30 protein-coding genes and 1 tRNA gene are annotated in these 26,601 nt (G+C 66.2%); 16 read left to right on the top strand and 15 right to left on the bottom strand.

Annotated features, from left to right (window positions below; all coding sequences use genetic code 11):
- Positions 1-78: 78 nt before the first annotated feature.
- Positions 79-570, bottom strand: coding sequence for a deoxyuridine 5'-triphosphate nucleotidohydrolase (locus HARCEL1_RS05615; RefSeq protein ID WP_108381583.1), 492 nt, complete (start codon positions 568-570; stop codon positions 79-81).
- Positions 571-620: 50 nt separating this feature from the next.
- Positions 621-1,274 carry an HAD family hydrolase gene (locus HARCEL1_RS05610; protein WP_108381582.1) on the bottom strand — a complete coding sequence of 218 codons (654 nt, stop codon included), beginning with the start codon at positions 1,272-1,274 and terminating at the stop codon, positions 621-623.
- Between the two features lie 99 nt (positions 1,275-1,373).
- On the opposite strand from HARCEL1_RS05610, the gene HARCEL1_RS05605 reads away from it, so the two are divergent.
- The 3 genes from HARCEL1_RS05605 to HARCEL1_RS05595 all read left to right on the top strand — a co-directional run bounded on the left by HARCEL1_RS05605 (position 1,374) and on the right by HARCEL1_RS05595 (position 3,608).
- Positions 1,374-2,399 (top strand): Mrp/NBP35 family ATP-binding protein, encoded by a 1,026-nt coding sequence (locus HARCEL1_RS05605; protein ID WP_108381581.1) that lies wholly within the window; start codon positions 1,374-1,376, stop codon positions 2,397-2,399.
- Positions 2,400-2,444: 45 nt separating this feature from the next.
- Positions 2,445-3,143, top strand: coding sequence for a DUF7093 family protein (locus HARCEL1_RS05600; RefSeq protein ID WP_108381580.1), 699 nt, complete (start codon positions 2,445-2,447; stop codon positions 3,141-3,143).
- 72 nt (positions 3,144-3,215) lie between these two features.
- On the top strand, positions 3,216-3,608 hold the full coding sequence (locus HARCEL1_RS05595) for a DUF5611 family protein (protein WP_108381579.1): 393 nt from the start codon (positions 3,216-3,218) through the stop codon (positions 3,606-3,608).
- On the opposite strand, the gene HARCEL1_RS05590 is transcribed toward HARCEL1_RS05595, so the two are convergent.
- Together HARCEL1_RS05590 and pyrF are read right to left on the bottom strand one after the other, a co-directional pair.
- Positions 3,609-3,968: a cell division protein SepF gene (locus HARCEL1_RS05590; RefSeq protein WP_108381578.1), complete on the bottom strand. Its 360-nt coding sequence runs from the start codon at positions 3,966-3,968 to the stop codon at positions 3,609-3,611.
- 46 nt (positions 3,969-4,014) lie between these two features.
- Positions 4,015-4,818: an orotidine-5'-phosphate decarboxylase gene (gene pyrF / locus HARCEL1_RS05585; RefSeq protein WP_108384103.1), complete on the bottom strand. Its 804-nt coding sequence runs from the start codon at positions 4,816-4,818 to the stop codon at positions 4,015-4,017.
- Between the two features lie 54 nt (positions 4,819-4,872).
- On the opposite strand from pyrF, the gene HARCEL1_RS05580 reads away from it, so the two are divergent.
- Positions 4,873-5,544, top strand: coding sequence for an HAD family hydrolase (locus tag HARCEL1_RS05580; RefSeq protein ID WP_108381577.1), 672 nt, complete (start codon positions 4,873-4,875; stop codon positions 5,542-5,544).
- A 458-nt stretch (positions 5,545-6,002) separates the two neighbouring features.
- On the opposite strand, the gene HARCEL1_RS05575 is transcribed toward HARCEL1_RS05580, so the two are convergent.
- The 3 genes from HARCEL1_RS05575 to HARCEL1_RS05565 all read right to left on the bottom strand — a co-directional run bounded on the left by HARCEL1_RS05575 (position 6,003) and on the right by HARCEL1_RS05565 (position 10,010).
- A tRNA-Arg gene (locus HARCEL1_RS05575) sits at positions 6,003-6,075 on the bottom strand.
- Positions 6,076-6,120: 45 nt separating this feature from the next.
- Positions 6,121-8,403: a type II secretion system F family protein gene (locus tag HARCEL1_RS05570; protein WP_108381576.1), complete on the bottom strand. Its 2,283-nt coding sequence runs from the start codon at positions 8,401-8,403 to the stop codon at positions 6,121-6,123.
- Positions 8,403-10,010, bottom strand: a complete 1,608-nt coding sequence (locus tag HARCEL1_RS05565; protein WP_233357419.1) for a type II/IV secretion system ATPase subunit — start codon at positions 10,008-10,010, stop codon at positions 8,403-8,405. The genes HARCEL1_RS05570 and HARCEL1_RS05565 overlap by 1 nt, the downstream gene beginning before the upstream one ends.
- A 145-nt stretch (positions 10,011-10,155) precedes the next feature.
- On the opposite strand from HARCEL1_RS05565, the gene thiC reads away from it, so the two are divergent.
- The 4 genes from thiC (at position 10,156) to hemB (ending at position 14,129) form a co-directional block, all read left to right on the top strand.
- The gene (gene thiC, locus HARCEL1_RS05560) at positions 10,156-11,595 is read left to right on the top strand and encodes a phosphomethylpyrimidine synthase ThiC (RefSeq protein ID WP_108381574.1); all 1,440 of its coding nucleotides are present in this window, start codon (positions 10,156-10,158) and stop codon (positions 11,593-11,595) included.
- Between the two features lie 93 nt (positions 11,596-11,688).
- Positions 11,689-12,078 carry a DUF2237 family protein gene (locus HARCEL1_RS05555; protein ID WP_108384101.1) on the top strand — a complete coding sequence of 130 codons (390 nt, stop codon included), beginning with the start codon at positions 11,689-11,691 and terminating at the stop codon, positions 12,076-12,078.
- A 120-nt stretch (positions 12,079-12,198) separates the two neighbouring features.
- Complete coding sequence (locus HARCEL1_RS05550) at positions 12,199-13,110, top strand: thiamine-phosphate synthase family protein (RefSeq protein WP_108381573.1); 912 nt, start codon at positions 12,199-12,201, stop codon at positions 13,108-13,110.
- Positions 13,111-13,148: 38 nt separating this feature from the next.
- Positions 13,149-14,129, top strand: a complete 981-nt coding sequence (hemB, locus tag HARCEL1_RS05545) for a porphobilinogen synthase (protein ID WP_108381572.1) — start codon at positions 13,149-13,151, stop codon at positions 14,127-14,129.
- A 3-nt stretch (positions 14,130-14,132) separates the two neighbouring features.
- On the opposite strand, the gene HARCEL1_RS05540 is transcribed toward hemB, so the two are convergent.
- Complete coding sequence (locus HARCEL1_RS05540) at positions 14,133-14,360, bottom strand: DUF7860 family protein (RefSeq protein ID WP_108381571.1); 228 nt, start codon at positions 14,358-14,360, stop codon at positions 14,133-14,135.
- Between the two features lie 95 nt (positions 14,361-14,455).
- Between HARCEL1_RS05540 and ileS the strand changes: the two genes are divergently transcribed.
- Positions 14,456-17,686, top strand: a complete 3,231-nt coding sequence (ileS, locus tag HARCEL1_RS05535) for an isoleucine--tRNA ligase (RefSeq protein ID WP_108381570.1) — start codon at positions 14,456-14,458, stop codon at positions 17,684-17,686.
- A 109-nt stretch (positions 17,687-17,795) separates the two neighbouring features.
- The gene (locus tag HARCEL1_RS05530; protein WP_159077034.1) at positions 17,796-18,017 is read left to right on the top strand and encodes a DUF5915 domain-containing protein; all 222 of its coding nucleotides are present in this window, start codon (positions 17,796-17,798) and stop codon (positions 18,015-18,017) included.
- Positions 18,018-18,441: 424 nt separating this feature from the next.
- Here HARCEL1_RS05530 and HARCEL1_RS05525 read toward each other — a convergent pair whose 3' ends face one another.
- From HARCEL1_RS05525 to HARCEL1_RS05500, 6 genes are all read right to left on the bottom strand, one after another.
- The gene (locus HARCEL1_RS05525; protein WP_108381568.1) at positions 18,442-18,630 is read right to left on the bottom strand and encodes a hypothetical protein; all 189 of its coding nucleotides are present in this window, start codon (positions 18,628-18,630) and stop codon (positions 18,442-18,444) included.
- Between the two features lie 37 nt (positions 18,631-18,667).
- Positions 18,668-19,468, bottom strand: a complete 801-nt coding sequence (locus HARCEL1_RS05520; protein WP_159077033.1) for a hypothetical protein — start codon at positions 19,466-19,468, stop codon at positions 18,668-18,670.
- A gap of 208 nt (positions 19,469-19,676) precedes the next feature.
- Positions 19,677-20,060 (bottom strand): DUF2237 family protein, encoded by a 384-nt coding sequence (locus HARCEL1_RS05515; RefSeq protein WP_108381566.1) that lies wholly within the window; start codon positions 20,058-20,060, stop codon positions 19,677-19,679.
- 63 nt (positions 20,061-20,123) lie between these two features.
- The gene (locus HARCEL1_RS13895) at positions 20,124-20,651 is read right to left on the bottom strand and encodes an HNH endonuclease (RefSeq protein WP_394337428.1); all 528 of its coding nucleotides are present in this window, start codon (positions 20,649-20,651) and stop codon (positions 20,124-20,126) included.
- A gap of 266 nt (positions 20,652-20,917) precedes the next feature.
- Positions 20,918-21,655, bottom strand: a complete 738-nt coding sequence (locus HARCEL1_RS05505; protein WP_108381565.1) for a queuosine precursor transporter — start codon at positions 21,653-21,655, stop codon at positions 20,918-20,920.
- Positions 21,648-21,845 carry a ribbon-helix-helix domain-containing protein gene (locus tag HARCEL1_RS05500; protein WP_108384095.1) on the bottom strand — a complete coding sequence of 66 codons (198 nt, stop codon included), beginning with the start codon at positions 21,843-21,845 and terminating at the stop codon, positions 21,648-21,650. The genes HARCEL1_RS05505 and HARCEL1_RS05500 overlap by 8 nt, the downstream gene beginning before the upstream one ends.
- A 171-nt stretch (positions 21,846-22,016) precedes the next feature.
- On the opposite strand from HARCEL1_RS05500, the gene aglJ reads away from it, so the two are divergent.
- From aglJ to HARCEL1_RS05475, 5 genes are all read left to right on the top strand, one after another.
- Positions 22,017-23,057 (top strand): S-layer glycoprotein N-glycosyltransferase AglJ, encoded by a 1,041-nt coding sequence (gene aglJ / locus HARCEL1_RS05495; RefSeq protein ID WP_108381564.1) that lies wholly within the window; start codon positions 22,017-22,019, stop codon positions 23,055-23,057.
- Positions 23,058-23,107: 50 nt separating this feature from the next.
- Positions 23,108-23,611: a LabA-like NYN domain-containing protein gene (locus HARCEL1_RS05490; RefSeq protein WP_108381563.1), complete on the top strand. Its 504-nt coding sequence runs from the start codon at positions 23,108-23,110 to the stop codon at positions 23,609-23,611.
- Positions 23,612-23,650: 39 nt separating this feature from the next.
- On the top strand, positions 23,651-24,112 hold the full coding sequence (locus HARCEL1_RS05485) for a PUA domain-containing protein (RefSeq protein WP_108384093.1): 462 nt from the start codon (positions 23,651-23,653) through the stop codon (positions 24,110-24,112).
- Positions 24,113-24,204: 92 nt separating this feature from the next.
- Entirely contained in the window at positions 24,205-24,573 is a 369-nt protein-coding gene (locus HARCEL1_RS05480; protein ID WP_108381562.1) for a nascent polypeptide-associated complex protein, read from the top strand.
- Positions 24,573-25,292, top strand: coding sequence for a methyltransferase domain-containing protein (locus HARCEL1_RS05475; RefSeq protein ID WP_108381561.1), 720 nt, complete (start codon positions 24,573-24,575; stop codon positions 25,290-25,292). The genes HARCEL1_RS05480 and HARCEL1_RS05475 overlap by 1 nt, the downstream gene beginning before the upstream one ends.
- Before the next feature lie 28 nt (positions 25,293-25,320).
- Here the strand turns inward: HARCEL1_RS05475 and HARCEL1_RS05470 are convergent, their stop codons facing one another.
- Positions 25,321-26,289: a replication factor C small subunit gene (locus tag HARCEL1_RS05470; protein ID WP_108381560.1), complete on the bottom strand. Its 969-nt coding sequence runs from the start codon at positions 26,287-26,289 to the stop codon at positions 25,321-25,323.
- Positions 26,290-26,396: 107 nt separating this feature from the next.
- Here HARCEL1_RS05470 and samp2 point away from each other — a divergent pair, with 107 nt between their 5' ends.
- Positions 26,397-26,597, top strand: coding sequence for a ubiquitin-like small modifier protein SAMP2 (gene samp2, locus HARCEL1_RS05465; RefSeq protein WP_108381559.1), 201 nt, complete (start codon positions 26,397-26,399; stop codon positions 26,595-26,597).
- The last annotated feature ends 4 nt before the right edge of the window (positions 26,598-26,601 follow it).

Below are 26,601 nucleotides of genomic sequence, written 5' to 3'. Positions count from 1 at the left end.
GACCGAGTGGCATGGGTCTGACGATGGGGTCAGGGGTTGTCGGCAGCGAGAGCACCGACGACCGATCGGTGCTCGTGGTCAGGACCCGCCGTCGGCCTCGATCCGCTCACCCTGATACGATCCGTCGTAGGTTCCCGAGTGCTCGGCCTCGGCGACGATCAACTGGCCGATGCGCGCGCCCCGTTCGATCTCGATGGGGTGATGTGCGATGAGCAGGCCCTCGCCGCGACCCTCGTAGCCCGCGTCCCAGACCGCCGTTTCGAGGGTCGCGCCGTTGCGAAGTAGCGAGGAGCGTGGCAGGAGGAGGCCCACGTGCTCGTCGGGAATCGCGATGCGGTCCTCGTAGGTGACGACGTACCCACCGGGATCGAGATGGTAGACCGCCCGGCCGTCCGTCTCGCGGGGTTCGATTTCCCGGCGCTCGGCGACGTGTTTACCGTCGACCCCGATCCGTCCGGGTTCGTCGGGTTCGAAGACGCCCTCGATGCGGAGGTCGACGCCGTTGGGTTGAACTTGCTCGTCGGTCAGGTCCCCGAACTGCTCGGCGACGAACGCGCCACTCTCGAACATACGCGATGGCCGGTCCCACGCGACAAAGACGTACCGAAAGCCGCGATCGATCAGCCCAGATCGGGAATGGCGTCGAGCGAGTCGATGACGTGTGTCGGATCGGGGTCGCCCACGGGTGGGTCACCATCCCGGACGAGCAGCGCGGTGTCGGTCCCTGCGTTCCGCCCGGCAGCGACGTCCGAGCGCCGATCACCGACGAACAGCGCGTCACACGGCGCGACATCGAGGGCGTCGAGTGCGTCGTGGAGGAAGGCAGGGTCGGGTTTCATCCGATCGAAATCTGCGAGCGAGGGGTACCGGCCGCGCACCACGTCGATCGCGTCGAGTCCGGTGTGCTCACGGGCGAACAGCGCGGTGCCCTGGCGGTTGTTCGAGACGATCGCGATCTGGCGATCGGCCATATCCGCGAGCACGCTCGCGTCGTCGAAGGGGACGCGCTCGCCCGATCGGATCTGCTCGTTCTCGCGGACCGTCGCACTGTGCTCGCGATACCCCCAGACCGAGGAGGCATCGAGATCCAGGGGCGCGCATGCTCGGCGGACGTCGCGGCTCTCGTCGGGGTCGACCAGTCCGTCGGGCGGATCGCCGGGGCGGCCCGCGTCGGTGACCGCGTCGGCGGCCGCCGCGCGATAGATCGCCCGGTCGGTGTGATACCCCGTCAGCAACACGCCGTCGAGATCGAACAGGAGGGCGTCGTAGGCCACGGTATCGATAGCTCCCCGGCGGAAGTGAGCGTGTCGGTCCACACCGGCGATCGCCGCCAGTGACGGAAGCCTTTCGGCACGGGGCCGGAAAGCGGACGCATGGACGAAGCCACCGCGCGCGACCGGTTGCGAAGTGTCGAGGACCCCGACCTGGGCGACGACATCGTCTCGCTGGGCCTGGTAAACGAGGTGTGGATCGACGAGGGGACGGTCCACGTCGATCTCGCACTCGGCGCACCGTTCGCACCGACCGAAACCGCGATCGCAGAGGCCGTTCGCGATGCGTTCGACGAACCGATCGAACTCACTGCATCGTTGCCCGCCGACATGACGAGCAGTGAGGTCCTCGACGGCGTCACGAACGTCATCGCCGTCGCCTCGGGGAAGGGTGGCGTCGGCAAGTCGACGGTGTCGGTCAACCTCGCGGCGGGACTGGCCGATATGGGCGCGGACGTCGGCCTGTTCGACGCCGACATCTACGGCCCGTCGGTCCCCCACATGCTCGGGGCAGACGAGCGCGCGGGCGCGACCGACGACGACCGCATCGAACCGCCCGAGAAACACGGCCTGAAGCTGATGAGCATCGACTTCCTGCTCGGTGACGACGCACCCGTGATCTGGCGGGGCCCGATGGTCCACAACCTCCTGACCGAGCTGTTCGAGGACGTCGCGTGGGGCGATCTGGACTACATGATCGTCGATCTCCCACCGGGCACCGGCGACGCCCAACTCACCTTGCTCCAGACCGTCCCCGTCACGGGCGCGGTCGTCGTCACCACACCCCAAGACGTTGCCGTCGCGGACGCCCGAAAGGGCCTCGACATGTTCGGTGAGCACGAGACGCCCGTGCTCGGCATCGTCGAGAACATGGGTACGTTCCGGTGTCCCGACTGTGATTCGACTCACGACATCTTCGGGACGGGCGGCGGCGAGACCCTCGCGAAGGAAGCGGATCTCCCCTTCCTGGGGTCGATCCCACTCGATCCGGAGGTTCGCGAACACGGCGATTCGGGCGCACCGATCGTCCGCGCGGAGGGCGCGACCGGCGACGCGTTCCGAGAGTTCGCAGCGACCACCGCGGACATGCAGGGGTTGATGCATCGCCAGCGCGTCGCCGACGACTGATCGCCGGCAGTACGCTTATCTGCCGACCGTCGCCATACTACGGTAATGGGACTCAAGTGTTCGATCCTCGGGCACGCCTTCGACGACCGGACGACCGACCGCGACCGCGAGGAGTCCGGCAACGAAGTCGTCATCGTCGAACGGACCGTCGAGACCTGTCGCCGCTGTGGTGAAACGCGCGTGGTCTCCGAGAACAAGGAGGTGACGGCGATCGAGACGCCCGAGAGCGACGAACGCAGGAGCGGACCGGCGACGAGCGGCCCATCGGACTCCGGGAGAGCGTCCAAGTCCGACACCGATACTGGCGATCGGTCGCCCCGCACTGTCGAGACTGGCTCGACGATCGATTCGTCCGGAAGCGAGTTCGAACCGCCGAGGTCGGCGGCCGAAGACGACGGGATCATTCTCGACGACGACGATGACGACGATGACGACGAGGGGCGCGCACCCGGCGAGTGGCCCGACGACAGTGAGCCAGACATCGGGACGAACGAGGACGCGGAGATCGTGAGCGGCGACGACGAAATCGTAGGCGACGACACCAGCGAAGAGGCCGCCGAGAGCGTCGACGACGGCCTCGACCTGGGGCCGGACGACGCTGGCGGGCCGGGAACGACCGTCCCGGAGGGGACCTACCGCTGTCCGGAGTGTGGATTCACCACCGACACCGAGGGCGCGTCACTCCGGGCGGGCGATTACTGTCCGGAGTGTCACACCGGATCGCTCGAACAGGCCGACAGCTGAGCGGGTGTCAGGGCGTGTCGGGGGGTCGTGGGGAGCGTAACCGGTAAACCATCCGCTGGCGAATCGGGGGCCATGCGCGAATACAAGATGCGGCGTGGTGAGTATCTCTCCGACCGGATCGAAGACATGGAGTCCACGATCACAGAGTACTTCGGTGAGATCACAGGCACGGAACCGTACGACGACACTCAACTGTTCGTCGTCGACGACCCCGACAACCCAGTGTTCGACCGCGTCGTCGCCGGCACCGTCGACTACGGCTCGAAAAAGGACCGCCTCGCGCTCCAGATCGACGAGCGGCCGGCCGAAGAGGTCATCGCTGAGGGGCACGTCGACGCCGCCGAAGACGCCGTCGACGCGAAAAACGACTTCCTCGAAGAGGCGACCGGTCGCGACGCGAAGGCGCGACGCGAATCGCTGAAACGAGACGTCGAAGACAGCCCGGACGAAGCCGACTCCGTCTGATTATCGATCGAGGCGCTCGCGGCTGATCGCCGTCCCCGCCGGCGTGAGGATCAACTGGTCGTCGTCTTTGAGGACGATGTCACCGCCGACCTCGCGGGCGACCTGCTTGAGTTCGTCGGTGATGTGCTCCATCGTGCGGTCGCCCGTCGTGTGACGAGTGATGTCCGCGACGACGATGTCGCCGTCGTAGATGGCGTCTTTGATCTCGACGATGTCGGTCTTGTCGCTGATCCGGGCGATGTGAACCTGCTCGTCGGCGTCGGTCGTGGCTGCAGAGTACTCCCCGGCGTCGAGTTCGACGTAGTCGTCAGTACCGCGGGTGGCGCCGGTCGTGCCGAGGATTTTGCTCATCAGACCCATGGATCACACAGCGACCGGACGGCATGTGAATGTTACGTCGGATTCGCTACCGCGAGTCGTTCAACCGATCGCGCAACTGACGGGCCGCAGCGCCCGCCGCGCGGAAGTAGTCGTCACCCGACGCGGTCTCGCCCGCGAAGATGATCCCTCGCGAGGAGTTGACGAGTCCGACGCCGTCGCTCAGCCCGTACTCGACGGCCGCCTCGGCGTCACCGCCCTGCGCGCCGATGCCCGGCACGAGGAACGGACAGTTGGGCGCGATCGATCGGACGGTTTCGAGTTCCTCGGGCGCGGTCGCCCCGACGACGAGACCGACCTCGCCCTGGAGGTCGGCAGCCATCCCCGCGACGCGCTCGTAGACCGTCTCGCCGGAAGCGAGTTCGAGGTCCTGGAGGTCCGCACCGCCCGAATTCGACGTGCGCGCGAGAACGAACACGCCCGCGTCGGTGTTCAGAAACGGCGCGAGCGCGTCCCGACCCATGTACGGCGTCACGGTGATCGCGTCGGCGTTCAGCCCATCGGGATCGAGCGAGCGGGCGTACTGCCGGGCCGTGTTCCCGATGTCCGCACGCTTGGCGTCGAGGACGACCGGCACGTCCTTGCCGTGCGCATAGGCGATCGTCTCTTCGAGGGCGCGCCAGCCGTCGGGGTCCTCGTAGAACGCGGCGTTGGGCTTGTACGCCGCCGCGTACTCGTGGGTCGCGTCGATGATGCGCCGGTTGAACGCCCATCGCGGCAGGTCGCGATCGGTCACGTGCTCCGGCAGACGGTCGGGGTCGGGATCGAGGCCGACGGAGACGACGCTGTCCGTGGCGGCGATCCGCTCGGCCAGGCGGTCGAAAAAGGCCATGACGGGGGCGCGTGACCGACAGCCACAAGCGTTTCGATCGCTGCGTTCGACCCGATGGACGGGCCGATCGACGCCGTCGGGTTCGACCTGGACGAGACGCTGATCGTCCCCGAGCGGGATCGCTCGGACCTCCTCGCGAGCGCCTGCGCGACGGCAGGCGTCGCCCCGATCGATCGCGAGGCGTATCTCGACGCGCACGACGCAGTCCCCGCCGATCGGATCGATCGCACGCGCGAACCGATCTTCGAGCGATTGTGCCCCGACGACGCCGCGGCGCTCGCTGACGCCTACTGTGCGGCGATGGCCGACGCCGTCACGCTCCTCCCCCAGGCCCGCGCAGCGATCCGGGTCGCCCGCGATCGAGGCTGCCGCGTCGGAATCTGCACGGACGGCCCCGTCAGGGCTCAACGCGCGAAACTCGACGCCGTGGGCCTTTCGGGTGTCGCTGACGTGGAGGTGATCACCGGCGCGATCGACGCGCGAAAGCCCGACCCCGCGGTCTACGAGGCGTTCTGTGACCGTCTCGGTGTCTCACCCGAACGGACGCTGTTCGTCGGGGACGGCCCCGACAATGACGTCCGTGGCGCGGCCAGCGCCGGCCTCCGGACCGCACAGGTCGTGACGAACGGCGCGACGGCCCACCCCGACGCCGACGCCGTGCTCGACCGCTCGACCCTCGCTGACGGACTCACCGAGCTATTGCAGCCCTCGAACGAATTACAGTAATATTCGCCGCCGGCAGTCGATTCGCAGGAGAGACTGCGAAATAAAGCACGAAGAATTATGATAGTCCCACCCCGAGTATTGGGTATGGCGACACGCCAGGCGACGACGGCCTACCATTCGTGTGAGTGCGGTGAGCAGTTCGACTCCACGGACGAGCTCCTGGAACACGCCCGCGTAGAGCACGGCCTCACGATCGCCTGAGTCGATCGATTTTCCGAGTTTTCCCGACCGGGTAGCGAGAGCGCTCTCCGTTTCGGTCCGGGTTCGAAAGAGTTCCTTCGACGGATACGGTCGGATAGTGGTTCGTCACAATCCACGTCGTGGTCGACGCATACGGCGAGCGAAGCGAGCCGTTTCACCGAGCGTGAGCGAAGCGAACGCTCGGGTCTTTTTCGCCCACGTTTTTCGAGGAGTGGTTCGCGAGCGAAGCGAGCGAACCCGACGAAGAAAAAGGTGGTCGGACACGGCGGGATTCGAACCCGCGATCGAGAGGTTAGGAACCTCTCGCCCTGTCCACTAGGCCACGCGTCCTCGCGGAGTCTCCACGAGCCAGCACAAAAACCCGTTCGATTCGCGTCAGATCGAGAGCCCGACCGCGTGCCGACCCGGGCCCTCTGGATACGAGACGTCGCGATCGGGGTCGAACACGCGATCACGGTCGGCGTCGCGATACGCCACGACCTCGACGTCCGTCGCCGGTCGATCGAGTGCGATCGTGAGATCGCCGTGCGTGCCGGGCGCGAGATGGTCGGTCCGACCGACGATCGGTCCGTCGGCGCTCTCCTCGTGGACGACGAGATACCCGCCGTTCGACAGGGTCGCAGAGTCGACTTCGATCGTCGTGCCAGAGGCCCCACCGACCGTAATCGCCGCGACGGGCCCGGTCGTAACGACGACGATCAGATACGCCAGTGCGACCATGATCGCGGCATGTTTCACCCCGTCCGCGACGCGTCCCTCACCGATCTGGCCGGCGACGAGGCCCGAACACGCGGCCTGGACGAGCACCGCGTGCGAGAGAACGACGGCGTACGCCGCGCGGTTGGCCGTCCCGACCTGGGAGAGTGGCGAGCCACCGCTCGGGATCGACGACGAACTGACAGTCGTGACCTCGGGAAGACTCGGGATCAAGACCAGGCGAACGACGAGGGCGATGAGCACGAACACGCCGAAGGCGATGTAGACGACGATCAGATAGGTGAACATCTCCTGGCGACGCTGGTGGCGGAGTCTGAGCGTCGACTGGACGTCGTCGGCAGCGATCCGTAGCACCGGCCCGAGCGTCCCACTCGCGCGGTGGGCGTTCGCGACGAGTGTCGTCACACGCGCGACGGTCGCCGTCCCGACGCGCGCCTGAAACCGATCGAGGGCCTGCGTGACGGTCGCGCCGACCTGCAAGTCCCGCCAGAGGGCGTCGACCTCCGGATCGAGCGGGCCGAGATCACTCTCTCGGACTCGCTCGATCGACTCGACGATGGACATGCCCGCCTCGTTCAGACTCGCGAGGCGATCGAGCAGGTCCGGGACGGCAGCCTCGACGCGTCGGATGCGCCGACGGTGGAGGGCTCGGAGGACGCTGTACGGACCGGCCACGAGCAACAGGGCCCAGACCACGGCGTCGTCGAGGCGGTGGACTGGCATCGTCGAGAGGTCGAGACTGACGACGACGGCGCCGAAAACGATGGCAGCGATCGGAACCGTCACGACGAGGCTCCGGATCGGCCGGTCGAGAAACGTCGTCCACGGGTCAGCGACCACCCCTCTGAGGGCACGAACGCGGTCCGCGATCGCGAGTCGACGCCGCGTCGACGGATCGACCGCGGTCGTGGCCCGCTCGTCCCGATCGGGTGCCAGATCGGTCGGAGTGCGTTCGACGACGTCGATGCCCTGGAGCGACTGATCCAGGTAGACGATCGTCGCGAGCGTTCCGAGCGGGATCATGAGATACACCAGTGCGCGAACGATCGCGAGCGTCTCCGAGACGGTCAATCCGATGATGAAGAGGATCGTCAACAAAAAGAGGACTCCCGCGACGAGGATCGTCACGTACGCCTCGGCCACGGTCGCGAGACGATCGAGGAGTTCGGCCTGTCGGTCGGCCGCGGCATCGTTGAACTGCTGGTACTGCTCGCGAAAGAACTCCGAGACACTGCGTCCGCTTCGGAGCACGCTCGCGAGGTTCTCACCGAAGGTCCGAAAGCGGTCACTGGGAGACCGCGAGGCCATTCGCTGGGTCGCCGTCACCACGTCAGCGCCGAACAATTCCATCTCGCGGACGGCGACGTCGATCTCGTCGGCCGCCGCGCCGTAGATTTCGCGATGCGACCCGATGGTCCACATCGCATCGGTGACGGAGGTCCCCCCGCGGGTCAGCGCGTACATGAACGCGACGGTCCGGGGGATCGCAGCGTCGATCGCGCGGCGTCGCTCGATCGCGCGGTTGTTGAGACGCTGCCAGCGCCACAGCGAGATCCCGGAGGCGGTCAACCCGGCGGCGATGAAGCCACCGACGGCGACGAGGACGGCGAGTCCCGGCCGTGAGACGGCGAGCGAGACAACCCCGGCGACGATCGGGAGGCCGACGAGCATCCATCCGGAGAGATAGACGCCGACGACGCCACCGATCAACCCACCGAGTGCGGCGAGCACCCAGGATTCCGCGGCGTACGTTCGATACGTCGTCGGGACCGCCGCCGCTCCGAGCAGGCGGCGACGGTCGGGACGCTCGGGAACCGCCGGCGCCACGAGGAGGGCGATCCGGGTGAGTGCGCGATCCACCGGCCCAACCTTCGACCGGGCCAGGAGCAACACGGCCCCCACGAGTGCGACAGCAAGGGGGGCGAGGCCGACGACCGCCATTAGCGGTCAGGCCCCTCGATGCCGATCGATCTGAGCGCGGCCGCTCGATCGGCGTAATACTCGTTGATCAGTGCGGTAAACCGCCGGTAGTCGTCGACGCCATGTCGCTGGAGTGCGTCGAGATACCGTGATCGATCGCGGAGTTCTTCGAGGACGCGTGCACGTGACCAGTCGCGTTCGTCGACGATTTCACCGATCAACCCGGTGTTCCCGCGCTGGAACTCGTCCGTCCGGGTGTCGTACTCGAACGATTCGGTGTAGTCGAGATCACCGCTCCGGCGATCGATGTCCTCGATCTCAGCGAGCGTCCGCACGCGCCGGACACGTTCGTTACCGCGACGCGTCAACACCTGCACACAGAGTAGATCCAGACTCGCGACCATCGGACGTGGGACGTTGATCGGTTCGTTTTCGAGGCGGTTGATCGTCCGCTGGACCGAATCGGCGTGGATCGTCGAGAACGTCGTGTGCCCGGTGTTCATCGCCTGGAACAGCGTGATCGCCTCGCTCCCGCGGACCTCACCGACGAGGATGTACTCCGGGCGGTGACGGAGTGCCGACCGAAGGAGGTCGTACATCGAGATGTCTTCGTCCTCAGCGATCCGTTCGCGGGTGACCGCCGACAGCCAGTTCTCGTGATACAGGGAGAGTTCGCGCGTGTCTTCGATCGTCAGGACCTTCGATCCCGGCGGGATGAACATCGACAGCGCGTTCATCGTCGTCGTCTTCCCGGCGGCGGTCCCGCCCGCGATCAACAGCGATTTGTTGTGCTCGACGGCCAGCCAGAGGAAGGCGAGCATCTCCAGATCGACCGTGCCCGACTCGAGGAGATCGATCGGCGTGAACGGATCGTCGGCGTACTTCCGGATCGTGAACGCCGACCCACGGGGCGTGACCTCCGTCCCGTAGGCCAGTTCGATCCGTGATCCGTCCGGCAGCGTCGTCGAGACGACCGGATCGGAGATGCTGACGTGTCGCCCCGAGCGTTGGGCGAGACGAACGACGACGGTTTCGAGTTCGTCGGCGTCGTAGACCACGGTCGTCCGCACGTCGTCGTAGGCGTCGTGATAGACGTAGACCGGCACGCCGATCCCGTCGGCAGAGATGTCCTCGACGTTCGGGTCCGCGAGCAACGGATCGATCTTGCCGTAGCCCAGAAACTCCCGGTGGAGATAGTAGAAGATCCGGTGGGCGCTGGCCGGAGTGAGATCCGCGCCGTACTCGTCGAGACGGTCGAACAGTTCGGCACGGATTGCCGCCTCGGGGTCGATATCGACCGATTCGCGATAGAGCAACGGCGCGCGAACGTCCTCCATCGTCCGGTCGAGCAGGGTTCGCTCCCGGGGGTCGAGGGTCGGTTCGACGACGTGATACGCGTGTTCGTCACGCCGTCGATCGTAGGTGATGACCGCGAACGCGTACGGCGGGCGCAACCAGTAGCGATCCACCTCGGTGCCCTCGATCCCCTCGGCACTCACGAGGGTGTCCTGTTCGGCCGGCCGATACGGTCCGGGGTCGCCAGGTCCCCGACCGATCACTGACCGCACGTCGCCCAGGACCGATCGAACCTGGCCCAGCGGCCCCAGACCGCTATTGGGATCTGCCACCATTTGTCATTCTGACCGTCGGCGCTTGATCACTTAAATCGACCCCGCCGATTATCGGAATCGACAGCCGCCGACCCGATCGGTCACTGCTGGACTGTCGATCACACCGCCACGATTATTACGCAGTAATATTAACGAGTTATCGATGGCACGAACCCAGCTCCAACGCGCCCGCGACGGTGAGGTCACGCCGGCGATGGACCGCGTCGCCGAACGCGAGAACTGCGACCCGGAAGTCGTCCGGGAGTCCGTCGCTTCGGGCGAGGCCGTCATCCCCTCGAACCATGCTCACGACGCGCTCGATCCGATGATCATCGGTGCGGAGTTCGGCACGAAGATCAACGCCAACATCGGGACGAGCGAGACCACCAGCGATTACGACACCGAGCGGGAGAAACTGCACACCGCGATCGAGTACGGCGCGGACACCGTGATGGACCTCTCGACCGGGTCGAATCTGGATTCGATCCGGACCGCCCACGTCGAACACTCCCCGATCCCGCTCGGAACGGTCCCGATCTACGAGGCCGTCAAGCGCGCGGGCAGTCCCGAAGACATCACCGTCGATCTCCTGCTCGAGGTCATCGAAAAGCAGGCCGAGCAGGGCGTCGACTACCAGACGATTCACGCGGGCGTGCTGCGCGAGCACCTCCCGAAGACCGACGGTCGGGTGACGGGTATCGTCTCCCGCGGTGGGTCGATCATGGCTGAGTGGATGGAGGCCCACGACGCCCAGAACCCGCTGTACACCCATTTCGAGGAGATCTGCGCAATCTTCGCCGCCCACGACGTCACCGTCTCGCTCGGTGACGGCCTCCGCCCGGGGGCGATCGCGGACGCCAACGACGCTGCTCAACTGGCCGAGTTGCGGACGCTGGGTGAGTTGACGCGGGTTGCTCGCGAGCACGGCGTCCAGACCATGGTCGAGGGCCCGGGCCACATGCCACTCGACGAGATCGGCGATCACATGGCCCAGCAGCGCGAGATCTGTGACGGCGCGCCCTACTACCTGCTCGGGCCGCTGGTGACCGACGTCGCGCCGGGCTACGACCATATCACGAGCGCGATCGGTGCGACCGAGGCCGCCCGACACGGCGCCGCGATGCTGTGTTACGTGACGCCGAAAGAGCATCTCGGCCTGCCCGACGACGAAGACGTTCGGGACGGACTCGCCGCCTACCGCATCGCCGCGCACGCGGGCGACGTGGCCGCCGGGAAACCGGGCGCGAGCGACTGGGACGACGCGATTTCGGCGGCCCGCTACGATTTCGACTGGCGCCGGCAGTTCGAGTTGGCCCTCGATCCAGACCGCGCGAAATCGTATCACGACCAGACACTCCCCGATGACACCCACAAGGAGGCACGCTACTGTTCGATGTGCGGCGCGGACTTTTGTTCGATGCGGATCGATCAGGACGCTCGTGGCGACTCGATGGCCGACCTGAACCGATCGGTCGACCTCGCGGAGTCGGCCGCTGCGAGCGTGAACCTCCCACCGACGGGAACCCACGACACCAGCGGGCTCCCGACGGTGTCGGCGGCCGTCTGTGAGCACGCCGAGAACGCGATCGAGAGCGACGACTGAGTACGATCCCGAGAGCGGCGCGCACGACCGATACTCCGGCGATCGAGTGTGACTGTCCCAACCGATATGGACACGGACTCCCGACGATCGGCCATGACCAACAGCGAGTCCGAGACGAGCGATCAGCAGAGTGTGCTGGGAGAGCCACTCGAACCCTGTAGTGTCGACCCCGTGACTGGCTACCTGCGCGATGGGTACTGTCGCGACGTCACCGGCGACCGTGGCGAACACTGTCTGTGTGCCGAACTCACCGCGGAGTTTCTGGAGTACTCTGCAGAGCGGGGCAACGACCTCCGGACGCCCCAGCCCGCACTCGACTTTCCCGGCCTCGACCCCGGCGATCGGTGGTGTCTCTGTGTCGACCGGTGGATCGAGGCGCTGGCCGCCGACTGCGCGCCGCCGGTCGTGCTCGCAGCGACCCACGAGCACGCCCTCGACCGGATCGAACGCGAGACCCTCGACGACCACGCCGTCGAGGGCTGACGCGATCGACGTTTGCAGCGCAATGTCCGCTCCGATCGGAGATCTCCGGCGGCTGTCAAATCGGGTTCGGCCGCCGACGCGCATCCCCACGCTTTTGCCGGACGGCACGAACCCGCTCGCATGGGACTGGTCGCGCCACAGGAACTCGTCGTCGAACACGTCTTGCCGCCCGTTCGAGCGTTGATCGCGCGGCGGCTCGCTGATCGCGATCTGACCCAACAGCAGATCGCTGATCGCCTCGGCGTGACCCAGGCCGCGGTGAGCCAGTATCTCAGCGGCGACCCGCCCGGCGGCGAGATCGCTGGCCACCCAGAGACGACGGCGGCCGTCGAATCGATCGCCGCCGAACTCGCGGCCGGTGACGAGTACGCCGCACTGGCCGACCTGTTGGAACTCATCGAGACACTCGAAGATCGCGGGCCGCTGTGTACGCTCCACGAGGCCGAATCGCCCGAACTGGAGGGGATGAGTTGTGATCTCTGTGTGCGCGGGCCCGACGAACGGGTCGCCGCCGAGCGCGAGACGCTCGCGACCGTCCGGAAAGCCGCTCGAATCCTCGCTCAGACCGGTGGGATGGCCGAATTCGTGCCCGCGGTCGGTACGAACGTCGGGTCGGCACTCCCCGGCGCGACCGATCCGATCGACGTCGCGGCGATTCCGGGGCGGATCTACGCGATCCAGGGGCGCGTCGAAGTGCCCGCGAACCCGGAGTTCGGGGCCTCACGACACGTCGCACGCGCAATTTTGGCCGCTCGGGACGTCGATCCCGCGATCGGTGGTGCGCTCAACCTCGCGACGCGTGACGGCCTGTTCGCGGCCGCTCGTGAGCGTGGGATCGAACCGCTGGCTTTCGACGCGGACCACGAGGACCACCTCGCGGACCTGCGCGACGCACTCGTCGATCGGGGGTCGGTCCCACGCGTGGTCTACCATCCCGGTGGGTTCGCGCTCGAACCGATCACGTACGTGCTGGGCAGCGACGCGGTGTCGGCAGCGCGACTCGCCGCGGATCTCGTCGTCGCGACGGAGTGAACACAACGTCTTTCGCCGGCCGGGCCGCATCGGCAGCCATGAGCCTCCACCGTCGCCCCCGTCGTCTGCGTCGGGACGGTCTGCGTGAACTGGTCGCGGAGACTCGCCTCGCACCGAGCGACCTCGTCGCGCCCGTGTTCGTCGACGCGACCACCGACGAGCGCGTTTCGATCGAGTCGATGCCCGGGCAGGAACGCGTTCCGCTCGACGCCGTCGTCGACCGCGTCCAGGAGGTCCGCGCGACCGGCGTCGAGACGGTCATCCTGTTCGGCATTCCCGAGGCCAAAGACGCCCGCGGGACTCGCGCCGACGCCACAGACGGCGTCGTCCAGCGTGCGATCCGAGCGATCGACGACGCGACCGACGTGACCGTCATCAGCGACGTCTGTCTGTGTGAGTACACCGACCACGGCCACTGCGGCATCCTCGAAGCCGAGGCGCGCGACGCCCCTCGGCTGACCGTCGACAACGACGCGACGCTCGACCGTCTCGCGTCGACCGCCGCAAGTCACGCCGCGGCGGGCGCGGACATCGTCGCGCCGTCAGCGATGACCGACGGGATGGTCGGCGCGATCCGCGAGCGCCTGGATTCGAGTGGGTACGCCGACGTGCCAATTCTGAGCTACGCCGCGAAGTACGAGTCGGCGTTTTACGGCCCCTTTCGGGACGCCGCCGACGGCGCACCCGCGTTCGGTGACCGCCGACACTACCAGATGGATCCTCGAAACGGCGACGAAGCGCTCCGCGAGGTCGCCCTCGACATCGAACAGGGCGCGGACGCCGTGATGGTCAAGCCCGCGCTCGCCTACCTCGACGTCGTCAGTGCGGTCGACCGCGCGGTCGACGTGCCCGTCGCGGCGTACAACGTCTCCGGGGAGTACGCCATGCTCCACGCCGCGAGCGATCGGGGCTGGCTGGATCTCGACGCGACCGCACTGGAATCGCTGAATGCGATCCGGCGGGCCGGCGCCGACCTGATCGTCACGTACTTCGCAGAACGAATCGCGGCACAGCTGTGAACCTTACTCCGTCAGCGGGAGGACGATCCCGAAAAGGAGCGGGACGAACAGCGCGATGAGCACGCCCAGTACCTCCATGTCGAACAATAGTGTGCCGACCCAGTCGGGGGCCGGCCCGGTGAACGCGGGGACCGCGAGATGCCCGAGGACCCCGACCACGAACAGCAGTGCGCCGGTCGCGAACCCGAGGCGCGTCCAGCGCCCGTACGCCATCGACGAGTGTGTTGCCATACCCGGAGTGTCCCGCCGACGAACAGAAACGTTTCGGATCGCCGGTCTGGGCTGTCGACCGAGTCGCCTTTAGCGGTGGCCCGAATGCCATCGGTATGGACCGGTTCGCCGAAGTTTCCGAACAGTTCGACCCCCAGGAGACCCGGGCAGAGGCCCGGGCCCACTGGTCGGCGGTCGACGCCTACGAACGGACGAAAGCCCACCGATCGGACGGCGAGTCGCTGTACTTCCTCGACGGCCCGCCGTATACGACCGGGTCGGCACACATGGGGACGACACTGAACAAGACGCTCAAGGACGCCTACATCCGGTATTTCCGCATGCAGGGCTTCGACGTCACCGATCGGCCGGGCTTCGACATGCACGGCCTGCCGATCGAGACGAAAGTCGAGCAAAAACTCGATTTCGAGAACAAAGGCGACATCGAGGCGTTCGGTGAGGACGCCTTCATCGACGAGTGCAAGGACTACGCCGAACAGCGACTCGACGGGCTTCGTGCCGACTTCGAGTCGTTTGGCGTCTGGATGGACTGGGACGATCCGTACAAGACGATCGATCCCGAGTACATGGAGGCCGCGTGGTGGGGGTTCCAGCGCGCTCACGAGCGCGACCTGGTCGAACAGGGCCAGCGGTCGATCAACCAGTGCCCGCGCTGTGAGACCGCGATCGCGAACAACGAAGTCGAGCGTCACACCGTCGAGAAGCCCTCGATCTACGTCGCCTTCGATCTGATCGATCGCGAGGGGAGTCTCGTCATCTGGACGACGACGCCGTGGACGATCCCCGCGAACACGTTCGTCGCGATCGACCCCGAGGCGACCTACCAGGCCGTTTCGGTGGGGACGGGCGACGACGAGCGACTCATCTACGTCGCGGAGGCCTGTCGCGACGACGTCGTCGAGGCTGCTGGGTACGAGGACGGCGAGGTCCGCGAAACCCTGTCCGGCGAGGATTTGGTCGGGTGGGAGTACGACCACCCGCTCGCCGATCTTGTGGGCGAAGCCCCGGCCGCGACCCACGCCGACGGCGCGGGCCAGGTGTACGCCGCCGACTACGTCGAAAGCGACCGGACCGGGATGGTCCACTCCGCGCCGGGCCACGGTGAGGAGGACTTCGAGCGTGGGCAGGAACTCGACCTGCCGATCTTCTGTCCGGTCGGCCCCGACGGCGTGTATACCGACGCCGCTGGCGCGTACGCGGGCACGTTCGTCCGGGACGCCAACGACCGCGTGATCGCGGACCTCCGCGAGCGCGGTCGCCTGCTCGCGAGCGAATCGGGGCATACCGTCAACGAGGGGCAGTGCTGGCGCTGCGATACGGACATCGTCCGCCTGGTGACCGACCAGTGGTTCATCACGGTCACCGACGTCAAGGAGGATCTGCTCGACAACATCCAGGACAGCGAGTGGTACCCCCAATCGGCCCGCGACGGGCGCTTTACCGACTTCGTCGAGGACTCGCCCGACTGGAACGTCTCCCGGCAGCGCTACTGGGGAATCCCGATCCCGATCTGGACGCCCACGGAGACCGTCGGGGGCGAACCCATCGCGTGGGACGGCGACATGAGCGAGGTGATCGTGATCGGCGACCGCGCAGAACTCGCCGATCGCGTCGATCAGTCGATCGATCCCGACGGCGTCGACATCCACAAAGACACCGTCGACGAGTTGACGATCACCGAGGACGGCGTGATCTACACGCGCGTGCCCGACGTCTTCGACGTCTGGCTGGACTCCTCGGTCGCCTCGTGGGGCTCGCTGGGCTACCCCAGCGACGAGGACGCCTTCGAGGAGTTGTGGCCCGCGGACGTCATCATCGAGGCCCACGACCAGACACGCGGATGGTTCTGGTCGCAACTCGGCATGGGGACCGCCGCGCTCGATCAGGTGCCCTACGAGTCGGTCCTCATGCACGGGCACGCGTTGATGCCCGACGGTCGCGCGATGTCGAAATCGCGAAACATTACGGTCGAACCCGGCGAAGTCATGGAGGAGTACGGCGCGGACCCGATGCGCCTCTTTTTGCTCTCGGTCACGCCCCAGGGCGACGACATGCGCTTTTCGTACGACGAGTGCGAGGCGATGGAGCGCCGGCTGAACATCCTCTGGAACGTCTTTCGGTTCCCGCTGCCGTACATGCGACTCGACGGGTTCGATCCCGAGGCAACCGATCTCGACGCCGTCGCGGGCGACCTCGACACCGTCGATCGGTGGGTGCTCAGTCGGCTTCAGTCGGTCATCGAGACCTCGACCGAGAGTTTCGAAAACTTCCGGCAGGACCGCGCGGTCGGCGCGCTGCTCGACTTTATCGTCGAGGACGTCTCGCGGCTCTACGTCCAGGAAGTGCGCGAGCGGATGTGGGAGCCCGCCGATAGCCCGAGCAAGCGGGCCGCGTACGCGACGCTGTATCACGTCCTCGAAACGGTCTGTCGGTTGCTCGCACCGTACGCCCCCCACACCGCCGAGCGGATCTACCAGCATCTCACCGGCGACGCGGGCCACCCGACGGTGCACATGTGTGACTGGCCCGCGGTCGACGCCGCGTACCAGGACGCCAGCCTCGACGCCGAGATCACGGCCGTGCGCGCGGCCGAAGAGGCGGGGTCGAACGCCCGCCAGCGCGCCGAACGCAAACTCCGCTGGCCCGTCCCGGAGGTCGTCGTCGACCCCGAGGACGCCGACCTGGCGGCCGCACTCGACGCGCACACCGACTTGCTCGGCGAGCGTTTGAACGCCCGGGAGGTGCGCGTGCTCGACGCCGCCGAGCCCTGGGCCGAATTGACCTACGGGGCCGACGCCGACATGGGCGCGCTCGGGCCCGCCTTCGGGGCCGATGCGGAGGCCGTCATGCAGGCGCTGAACGACGCGCGCGTCGACGAACCGACGATCGACGCACTCGAAGCCGCCGTCGAGTCCGCGACCGAACTCGAAGACGTCGACCTCGACGAATCGATGGTCGAGATCGTCCGCCACTCGCCGGATCACGTCGCTGAGAGCGCCTTCGAGGCGCTCGACGGCGAGGGCGTCGTCTACGTCGACTGTACGATCACCGACGACGTCGAGAGCGAGGGGTACGCCCGTGAGGTGATCCGCCGGATCCAGGAGATGCGAAAGGATCTCGATCTCGACATGGACGAGCGCATCCGCGTCGAGATTTCGGTCGACGATCGGGTTGCGGCGTTCGTCGAGGAGCATCGCGATCTGATCGCCGAGGAAGTCCGGGCCGACGCTTTCGAAGCGGTCGAGGACGGCCTGCGCGAGACCTGGGAGATCGAGGACACGGAGGCCGAGATCGCGATCGAGTCGCTGGCGGCCGCCGACGCCTGAGACAGCGACGGAGGTGCGGAGCGAGGGCCGGTCTTTTTCGCCCACGTTTTTCGACGAGTGGTTCGCGAGCGAAGGGAGCGAACCCGAGGACGAAAAAGGTGGCAACGAGATGCGCAAAGAGTTGGATCTCGACATGGACGAGCGCATTCGAGTGGAGATCGGGGTCGAGGATCGTGTGGCTGCCTTCGTCGACGAGCATCGCGATCTGATCGCCGAGGAAGTCCGGGCGGACGCGTTCGAGGCCGTCGAGGACGGACTCCGCGAGACCTGGGAGATAGAGGACACGGAGGCCGAGATCGCGATCGAGGCGCTCGCGACCGCTGACGCCTGAGATCGATCGCCGACCCGAGCGGGGCGAGGGTCGGTGTTGAGGGGAGTGATTGCGAGGTGTGGACCATCGAGGGCCACAACGCAACTATCCTCGTCAAGAAAAGTCCGGCCGCGGCCAGAGCATTCGAAGGCGTCATATCGAATTCCGAACTCTCGGTCTGGGGCACAGACCGAGGGTCACGAGCCGGATCCCGAGGGAATCGCCAATCATCACGACGCCAACGTGGTGCATGGTCACTGCTGACCGACTCGACGTCTGACCGGGCTTGAACGATCGTCACTATCGGTTGCTGGTCCACCGCTTGTCGACGGGCTCGCAGCGCCATCGGGATCAGCGACCGTCTTCACGCAGCCTTGCTTGTTTTCGATCAGACACAAAACGGCGGTATGGCGCGAGGAACCGGCTGTTCAAAACCGGGAGGTAGTTACTGCCACGGCCCCACTCCGACAGACGCCAAACCGAAGCCAACGGCACTGATGAAAACTGCTGGATAGTACAGCAATTCCACCACTAGCGCGCTCTCTCCTGTGTCCCATAGAAGCCCGGCCACCCCGGCAACAGCTAAGAAGACGGCGAACGCCAACATCCAGGGTTTTTCTATCTCTACCACCATTACTTAGAATGTATTTGTACTGAGGTAACTATTTTGCCTACTGGGCCTCGACCGTCATTTCGAGAGGCGCCGCTGGCCCGGTTATCATCTCGGTCCGCTCCCAGTAGACGCCACACCCATCATCGATGTGTTTGATCGTACTGCCGATCCAGTTGATAATGATACCGAGAATGGAGATGCACACCCCGGAAACCTTTGCGTACGGGTGTGGAACAGCGGCGACGATAAGGCCCGCAACTGCGGTCGCCTTTGCGCCTGTTTGAATCCAATAGACGACTTCATCGGTGAGGTCGTGATCCGTCCAGGCCTTCAGACTCCTTATGTACATGCCATTGTCGTATATGAGATCGTTCTTCCCACAGTTGGTGTGCTGGATCGAAGCGTCGTCCTGCAATTTGGTGCTGTCGCTTTCGATCTCTGATGTGTCGACGGTCGGGGTAACTGCCACCTGGCCGTTTTCTGACGACACCTCGAAATCGCCGTTCTCGACCCCTTTGTTGATGAACTCAGCAACCGTCCCTGCCGTCACTTCTGGAATCTCGACGGTTGCAGTAGTTTCCGTAGCGGACACGCTGCCAGTGTCGCTTTCGACAACAGGTTGGTCGAGAGTCGAAACTATCTCGTCATTTATCTCGGACTCTCCCTCGACGACGACCTTTCCGTCTTCCACCGAAAGTTTGTCGTCGAGGCCTCCGGGTGCTTCCGGGTGCCCAGGTTCGGGCTTTCCGTTTGGCGACATCCGTTTGGCCGACCCAACCGCCGGTACTGACCCCAGCGCAAGCGAGCCTGCGATTCCTTTCAGCGCTTTTCGCCGACTGATAAAGTCCTTGTCGGACATACATTTTCGCCATCAAACTGATCATATATATATCCCGATCGAGACTGCTATTCTAAATGAATGATGTGCAAATATGTCGGAGGATTCACCACTCAGATCGCACTCCGGGCAGCACGATACCAGCGGACGCGACGACGTGAACTCCGTTTTGGCCCACAATCGACCGAAAGATCACGCTGTTTCTGGATGAACGGTTTGCAGAGCGCGATCAATCCCCGACAGCGTGGACGTCGAGCGTCTCGCGATCGATCGCGTCGGAGACTGTCTCGTTGGTCGCGTCGAGCACCACCGGCGGCGCGACACCGGCCTCGTGAGCCTCGATCCAGCTCGCGACACAGAGACACCACCGATCGCCAGGGTTCAGTCCCGGGAAATCGAGCTCCGGGCGTGGCGTGACCAGATCGTTGCCCTGTTCGCAAGAGAACTCAAGAAACTCCTGGCTGAGTTCGGCACAGAGGTGATGCGCACCGTGATCGCCGGGGACGACCGTACAGTGGCCGTCGCGTTGATAGCCCGTCGAAAGGGTCGTGCTACACGGCTGCAGTGGGTCACCGTCGACGTTGAACCGCGTCGGGACCGCTCCGGGACACAGGCAGGATTGCGCTCCGATCGGGGTAAGCCTTCGTTCGGTGACAGCGCTTCGATCGCAGCCCGCTCAGAGCTGTTCGATATCGGTCAGCGAGTCCAGAACGAGCTGGTCGTGACCCTCGTAGGTGTCCACCCGCGCTCCGAAGAGGCGATACTGGTGGTCGCGCTCCATCCGGGGCAGATCGTTGCCAGCCCACGCAACGAATCGGACGGTCGAACCGGTTCCGTTCAGATCGCGGAGCCGCCCCAGTTGCTGGACACTCGCGTCGTCCGCCGTCCAGAGCTCCGTCGGCATCACTTCGACGGTGACATCCGATCCCTCGGCGCTCCCGACCGCGTGCTCGACGCGGTCGACCGCGATCCGTCGCCCGTACCGATCCAGCGTGCCAGCGGGCCGGTGGAGGCCAAGCAGTGCTGGGAGCACCGTCAGGACGGCGATCGCCCGAAACAGCGTCGATGGGCGGTTGCGCTGGCGAAACTGGCGGGCGCGACGCTGGAGTCGGTCGACGTCGGGGTGTTTCTCGGCGTGACAGACCGGACACAGCGTCTGGAGGTTCTCCAGGGCGTGCGTGCCACCCTCGGATTTGGGAACGATGTGGTCGATATCGAACGGGACCCGTTCGATGCGCGTGCTCTTCAGGCCACACGACTGGCAGGTGAACTGATCGCGCTCGATGACGCGTTGTCGTCGAGCCTACCAGTCCGGCGGATAGCCGTCAGGACGCGACGTTGCGTGGCGGGACGCAAACGGCTCGGACTCGGTCGGCATGCTGTCCGGCGGTTTTCGACCACGCGGGGTTTCAAGGTTTGGTCGATCCGACTGTCGTCCGGCGATTCAATCGAGAGGGCTCGACAGTCAGGTCACTCGGGCGCAGGAGTGGGTCGGGGGCTCTGCGATCTGACCAGTGCCACGACCGCGTAGACGACCGGCGTGTCGAGGACGGCGATCGCGAGTTTCAGAATGTACTGCCCGACGACGAGCGCCGCCGCGGCCTCCAGTCCCATCACCCGTCCGCCGAGCAGTGCGGGCACGACGACGAAGCCGAGCACGACGAAGATCACCGAATCGATGGCCTGACTCGACGCCGTCGAGGCGAGATTGCGAACCCACAGCTGCGCGCCGTCCGTGCGATCACGAATCGCGTGAAAGACCCACACGTCCCAGTTCTGGCTGACGAGATACGCCGCCATGCTCGCGATCACGATCGCGAACGACGGGCCCAGCGCGGCCTCGAAGGTCGCGGGATCGACCGGTGAGTTCGCACTCGCGGGCAGTGCGATCGTCGAGAGCACGAGCGCGACGACGACGAAGTTCATCGCGAACGCGACGTTGACGACGATCTGCGCGGCGCGCCGGCCGTACAGTTCCGCATAGCAGTCCGAGGCGAGGAAGGTCAGCGCGTACGCCAGCGCCGCCCCGGGCAAAAAGAGCGTGCCCGCGCCGTCGCCAGCGAACGGAATCGCGACCGGCAACTCGATCGCGAGCACCTTCGCGGCGGTGAGCTGGGCGGTCACGAGCGCGGTGACGAACACCGCGATGAGGACGACCTGGGCGATCGTCGGGGACGCCGCGGTACTCGCCCCGGCACGCTCACTCATCGATGCCCTCCGGGTGCCCGGCGTCGGACAAGCGATCGTGTCGGTCATCGATGTCGTCGAGCAGATCGAGGTGCTTGCGGATCGACGCCCGAATCGCCTCGCTGCGATTCACGAACTTCCCCTCGGAGCCGACGTGACGATCGAGGTCGGCCAACAGTTCCGCCGGGACTTCGACGCTGATCTTCGGCACGGCGATCACCGACTCCCGTGAAACGGCTCCGCTGGCGGTGTCCGGTCGTCGCGATCGGGCCCATATATGATTCCAAGATGCATAGGAGAATATCGAGCGACGGTCGACCGAAAGGCTATCGTTTGGAACCGAGACCACCCTTTTAAGGGATCGCCGGTCGAACGTCGAGCAATGCCGGACCGGAGCGACGTGTGCGTGTTGGTCCCCACGTACAACGAGTCCGGGGCGATCGAACAGGTCGTCACGGGCTTTCGGGACGCGGGCTACGAGACCGTCCTGGTGATCGACGGCGGATCGACCGACGGCACGCAATCGATTGCCGAGAGCGCGGGCGCACGCGTGATCGAACAGTCGGGTTCTGGCAAGGGCCAGGCCGTCCGCGAGGCGATCGACCACATCGAGGCCCCCTACATCCTGATGGTCGACGGCGACGCGACCTACCGCCCGGAGGACGCCGACGCGATGGTCGAACCGCTGTTCGAGGGGCGGGCGGACCACGTCGTCGGTGACCGGTTCGCGGACATGGAACGCGGCGCGATGACACGGCTCAATCGCGCGGGGAACTGGCTGATCAATCACGCCTTCCGTGCGATCCACGGCCGAGACCTGGGCGACATCCTCAGTGGCTATCGCGCCTTCACGCGCGCCTCGATCGAACGCCTCTCGCTGTCGGCCGACGGGTTCGGCATCGAGACCGAGATGGCCGTCGAGTGCATCAAACACGACCTCCGGACCGCCGTCGTCCCGATTCGCTACGAGTGTCGACCGACCGAGGCCGAGACCAACCTCCGCCCGATCCGCGACGGCGCAGTTATCGGACTGACACTCTACCAGATGGCCCGGACGAGCAACCCCCTGTTCTATTTCGGGAGTCTCGGACTGATGACATCGACTGCCGGCGCGGGCGTCGGCCTCTACGTCGCCGTCGAGTGGATCACACGGTCGATCACCCACGAAATCATGGCCGTGCTCGCGGCGATGGGCATCATCTTCGGCGTCCAGTTGTTGATGTTCGCGGTGCTCTCGGACGTGATCGTCACCCTGCATCGCGAGCGCATGCGGCGGTTCGAAGACCTCGCGGCCCGTCTCGACCGCCTCACTGGCGCGGACGCCAGGGCGTCGACCGTGGAGCCGCCTGCCTTCGACGGTGGCCAGTCGGACGGCGACCGGTCGGATGACGGATCCGAATCGACCGACGACAGCGCGGAGTAGGGCGAATCCGTCCCACAAACGCTTTGTCGGCCCGCTGTGCAGGACGACTCATGCGACAGTCGACCGTTCACACGGGCCAACGAGTGGCCGTTCTTGCAGACGCACAGAATCTCTACCATACCGCACAGAGTGTCTACAGCCGGAAGATCGACTACGCGGCGTTGCTCGAATCTGCGGTCGACGACCGCGATCTGATTCGAGCGATCGCGTACGTCATCGAGGCGAACTCACCCGACGAGGAGAGCTTCTTCGAGGCGCTCGAAGAGATCGGTTTCGAAACACGACGGAAAGAAATTCGGACGTTCGGTGACGGGTCGAAAAAGGCCGACTGGGACGTCGGGATGAGCCTCGACGCGGTCTCGCTGGCCTCGAAAGTCGACACGCTCGTCCTCTGTACCGGTGACGGCGACTTCGCGCGGCTCTGTTCGCATCTGACCCACGAGGGCGTTCGCGTCGAGGTCGCGAGTTTCGGTGCCTCGACGGCGGATCAACTCGTCGAGGCGGCCCACACACACTACGATCTGGACGACGAGGCCGACCGCTTCTTGCTGTGAACCGACGGGGCTTTGCCGATCGGCACCTGCGAGGAGGACGTGACGGAATCGGAGACGGAGAAACTTCGGGCGATCGCGACCTACCAGTTCGGAACGGGGGCGGGCGACGCGCTGTTTCCGGCCGACGAACAGCGGTCGATCGACTACTCGTCGGGGGGCCGGCCGCGCCAGGTCCACGGCCCCGACGGCCGAATCGTCTCGCTGGGGACCGACGGCCGGTTCACCCTCGGGATCGAGGGGGGTCGCCGCCTCCAGGCGGCGCTGGATGCGCCCCGATCACGGGTCGTCGTCGGATCGGAGTCCGATCCGTACGTCCGGGACGGCCGCAACGCGTTCGCGAAGTTCGTTCGCAAGGTCGACCCCGCGATCCGGCCCGGCGACGAGGTGCTCGTCGTCACCGACGAGGGCCTGCTCGCGGTCGGGGAGGCCGCCCTCTCCGCGTCGGAGTGTGCGGCCTTCGAGACCGGCGTCGCCGTCGACGTTCGCGAGAGCGTCGCGTGATCGGGCGACCCCGCAGCGCCGACTCCCCCTCGGCGGCCGACCGGCCGCGGCGAACGACAGCCCTTTTGAATCCACCGCCCGTCGGGCGATGTATGTTTGGAGGCGGCGGCGGAAATCTCGATCCGCGCAAACTGCAGCAGATGATGGAACAGATGGGCGTCGACATGGAGGACATCGACGCGACCGAAGTCGTCATTCGGACCGACGACGAGGACCTGGTCTTCGACGGGCCGGAGGTCCAGAAGATGGTCGCCCAGGGCCAGGAGACCTATCAGATCGTCGGGTCGCCCAGCGTCGAGGAGTCGAGCGGCGAGAGTGGGGGGAGCGAGGCCGACGACGGCCCCGACCCCGACGACGTCGCGCTGGTCGCCCAGCGCGCGGGCGTCAGTGAAGACGACGCTCGTGACGCACTCGAAGCCGAAGACGGCGACCTCGCGGGCGCGGTCGCACGGCTGGACTAGTGGCGCTCGTTTTCGTCCACGACGACCGGTCGTACGTCCTCGAACCGGGCGAGCGCTTCGAGTGCGACCAGGGCGTGCTGGAGGTGCCACCGGACCTCTCGCCCGGCGACACCGTCGAGACCCATCTCGGCACGGCCTTTCGCGCTCGCGAGTTGCGCGGCCCCGATTTTCTGGAGCACTTCGAGCGCACGGGTGCGCCAATGTTGCCCCGTGACGTCGGCCTGATCGTCGGTGAGACGGGCGTCAGCGTCAGTGATCGCGTTCTCGACGCCGGCACGGGGACGGGCATCCTCGCGGCGACGCTCGGGCGAGCGGGTGCGGACGTACTCACGTTCGAGCGCGACGCCGACTTCGCCCGCGTCGCCGCCGACAACATGGAACTCGCGGACGTCGGGGATCGCGTCTCGGTCGTCGCGGGTGACGTGCGCGAGGTGCTGGACGACGAGGGGTTCGATCTGATGACCCTGGACATGGGCGACGCGCCGACGATGATCGAACGCGCGCCCGAGTTGCTCGTCCCCGGCGGGTTTCTCGCGGTGTACACGCCGTTCGTCGAGCACGCCAGCGACGTCGTCGAGGCAGCCCGTGACGCGGGGCTGAACCGCGTCTCCTGCCGGGAGACCATCCGGCGGGAACTCGACGTGGGCGATCGGGGGACTCGGCCCTCGACCGCGGGGGTTGGCCACACCGGCTATCTCACGATCGCGCGCCGGCCCTGAGTCGGCGCGTCACCTTCGAAAACCAGCCTCAGTAATCGAGTGCGACCGCCGCGAGCAGCGCTTCGAGTTGGATCCGCTCGCTCGCGCCCTCGGTGATCCGGTAGTCGGCTTCACCGATGCGGTCGAGGAGGTGGACGGCCGCCTCGTCGTCGAGATCGAACTGCCAGACCGACCGATGGAGTTGGTCGAGGACGTCACCGCCGGCGATCCCCTCGTCGACGAGCAGGCGATCGAGGGTGGCGCGGGCGGCGGTGAAATCGCCGTCGAGCGCGTTCTCGACCATCGCCTCGATGATCTCCGGGCGCGCGGTCGCGGTGATCTCGAAGACGGCGTCCTCGTCGACGGTCACGCCCGCCGCCGCGGCGGCCTGCAGGCCGTTGATCGCCTTGCGCATGTCCCCACCGGCGACGTACACGAGTGCGTCGAGGCCGTCCTCGGTCACCTCGATCGACTCTTCGGCGGCGATATGTGAGATCTGCTCGCGGAGGGCGTCGTCGGCCAACTGTGCGAACCGGAACACTGCACACCGGGACTGGATCGGATCGATGATCTGACTCGAATAGTTACACGAGAGGATAAACCGGACGTTGTCAGAGAACTGCTCCATCGTCCGGCGCAGCGCCGCCTGGGCGTCGCTCGTGAGCGCGTCGGCCTCGTCGAGGAAGATAAGTCGATAGTTGTGCCCGCCGAACGAGGTCCGGGCGAACGACTTCACCCGGTCGCGCACGACGTCGATGCCGCGTTCGTCGCTCGCGTTGAGTTCGAGGAAGTACTCCTCCCAGTCGTCGCCGTACAGTTCGCGCGCGATGGCGATGGCGGTGGTCGTCTTGCCGGTCCCCGCCGGGCCCGCGAACAGCATGTGACTCAGATCGTCGTTGGCGACGTACTCGCGGACGCGATTCACGATGGCTTCGTGGCCCGCGATGTCCTCCAGGCGCTGGGGACGGTACTTCTCGATCCAGACGGCGTCCCGTCCCGCGCGTTCGGCCTCGCTCATGGACAGAGGGAAACGGGCCGCGGGCAAAAAGGCCCCGAGACTGTCCGACAGTGCGAGAGCGAGCCACGAGCGCGACAGACTGATTGCGATCGGGACGAACGACCGGTATGGAGGTCACCGTCGACGTCGCGGGCGGGCCGACCCACGAGCGGTCGGTCCCCGACGACGCCACGTTCGGCGACCTCGTCGCGGACCTCTCGGTCAGCGTCCACCAGGTCGCGCTCCTCGTCGACGGGCGCCCCCAACCCGCGGACGCCCCCATCGACGCCGACCACGTGCGCGTGGTCCGGTTGATCAAGGGCGGGTGAGCGT

Origin of the sequence: Halococcoides cellulosivorans (assembly GCF_003058365.1) — an archaeon.
Taxonomy (GTDB): Archaea; Halobacteriota; Halobacteria; order Halobacteriales; family Haloarculaceae; genus Halococcoides; species Halococcoides cellulosivorans.
The sequence above is the reverse complement of the archived record's forward strand: the minus strand, read 5'-3'. Positions and strand labels throughout refer to the sequence as shown.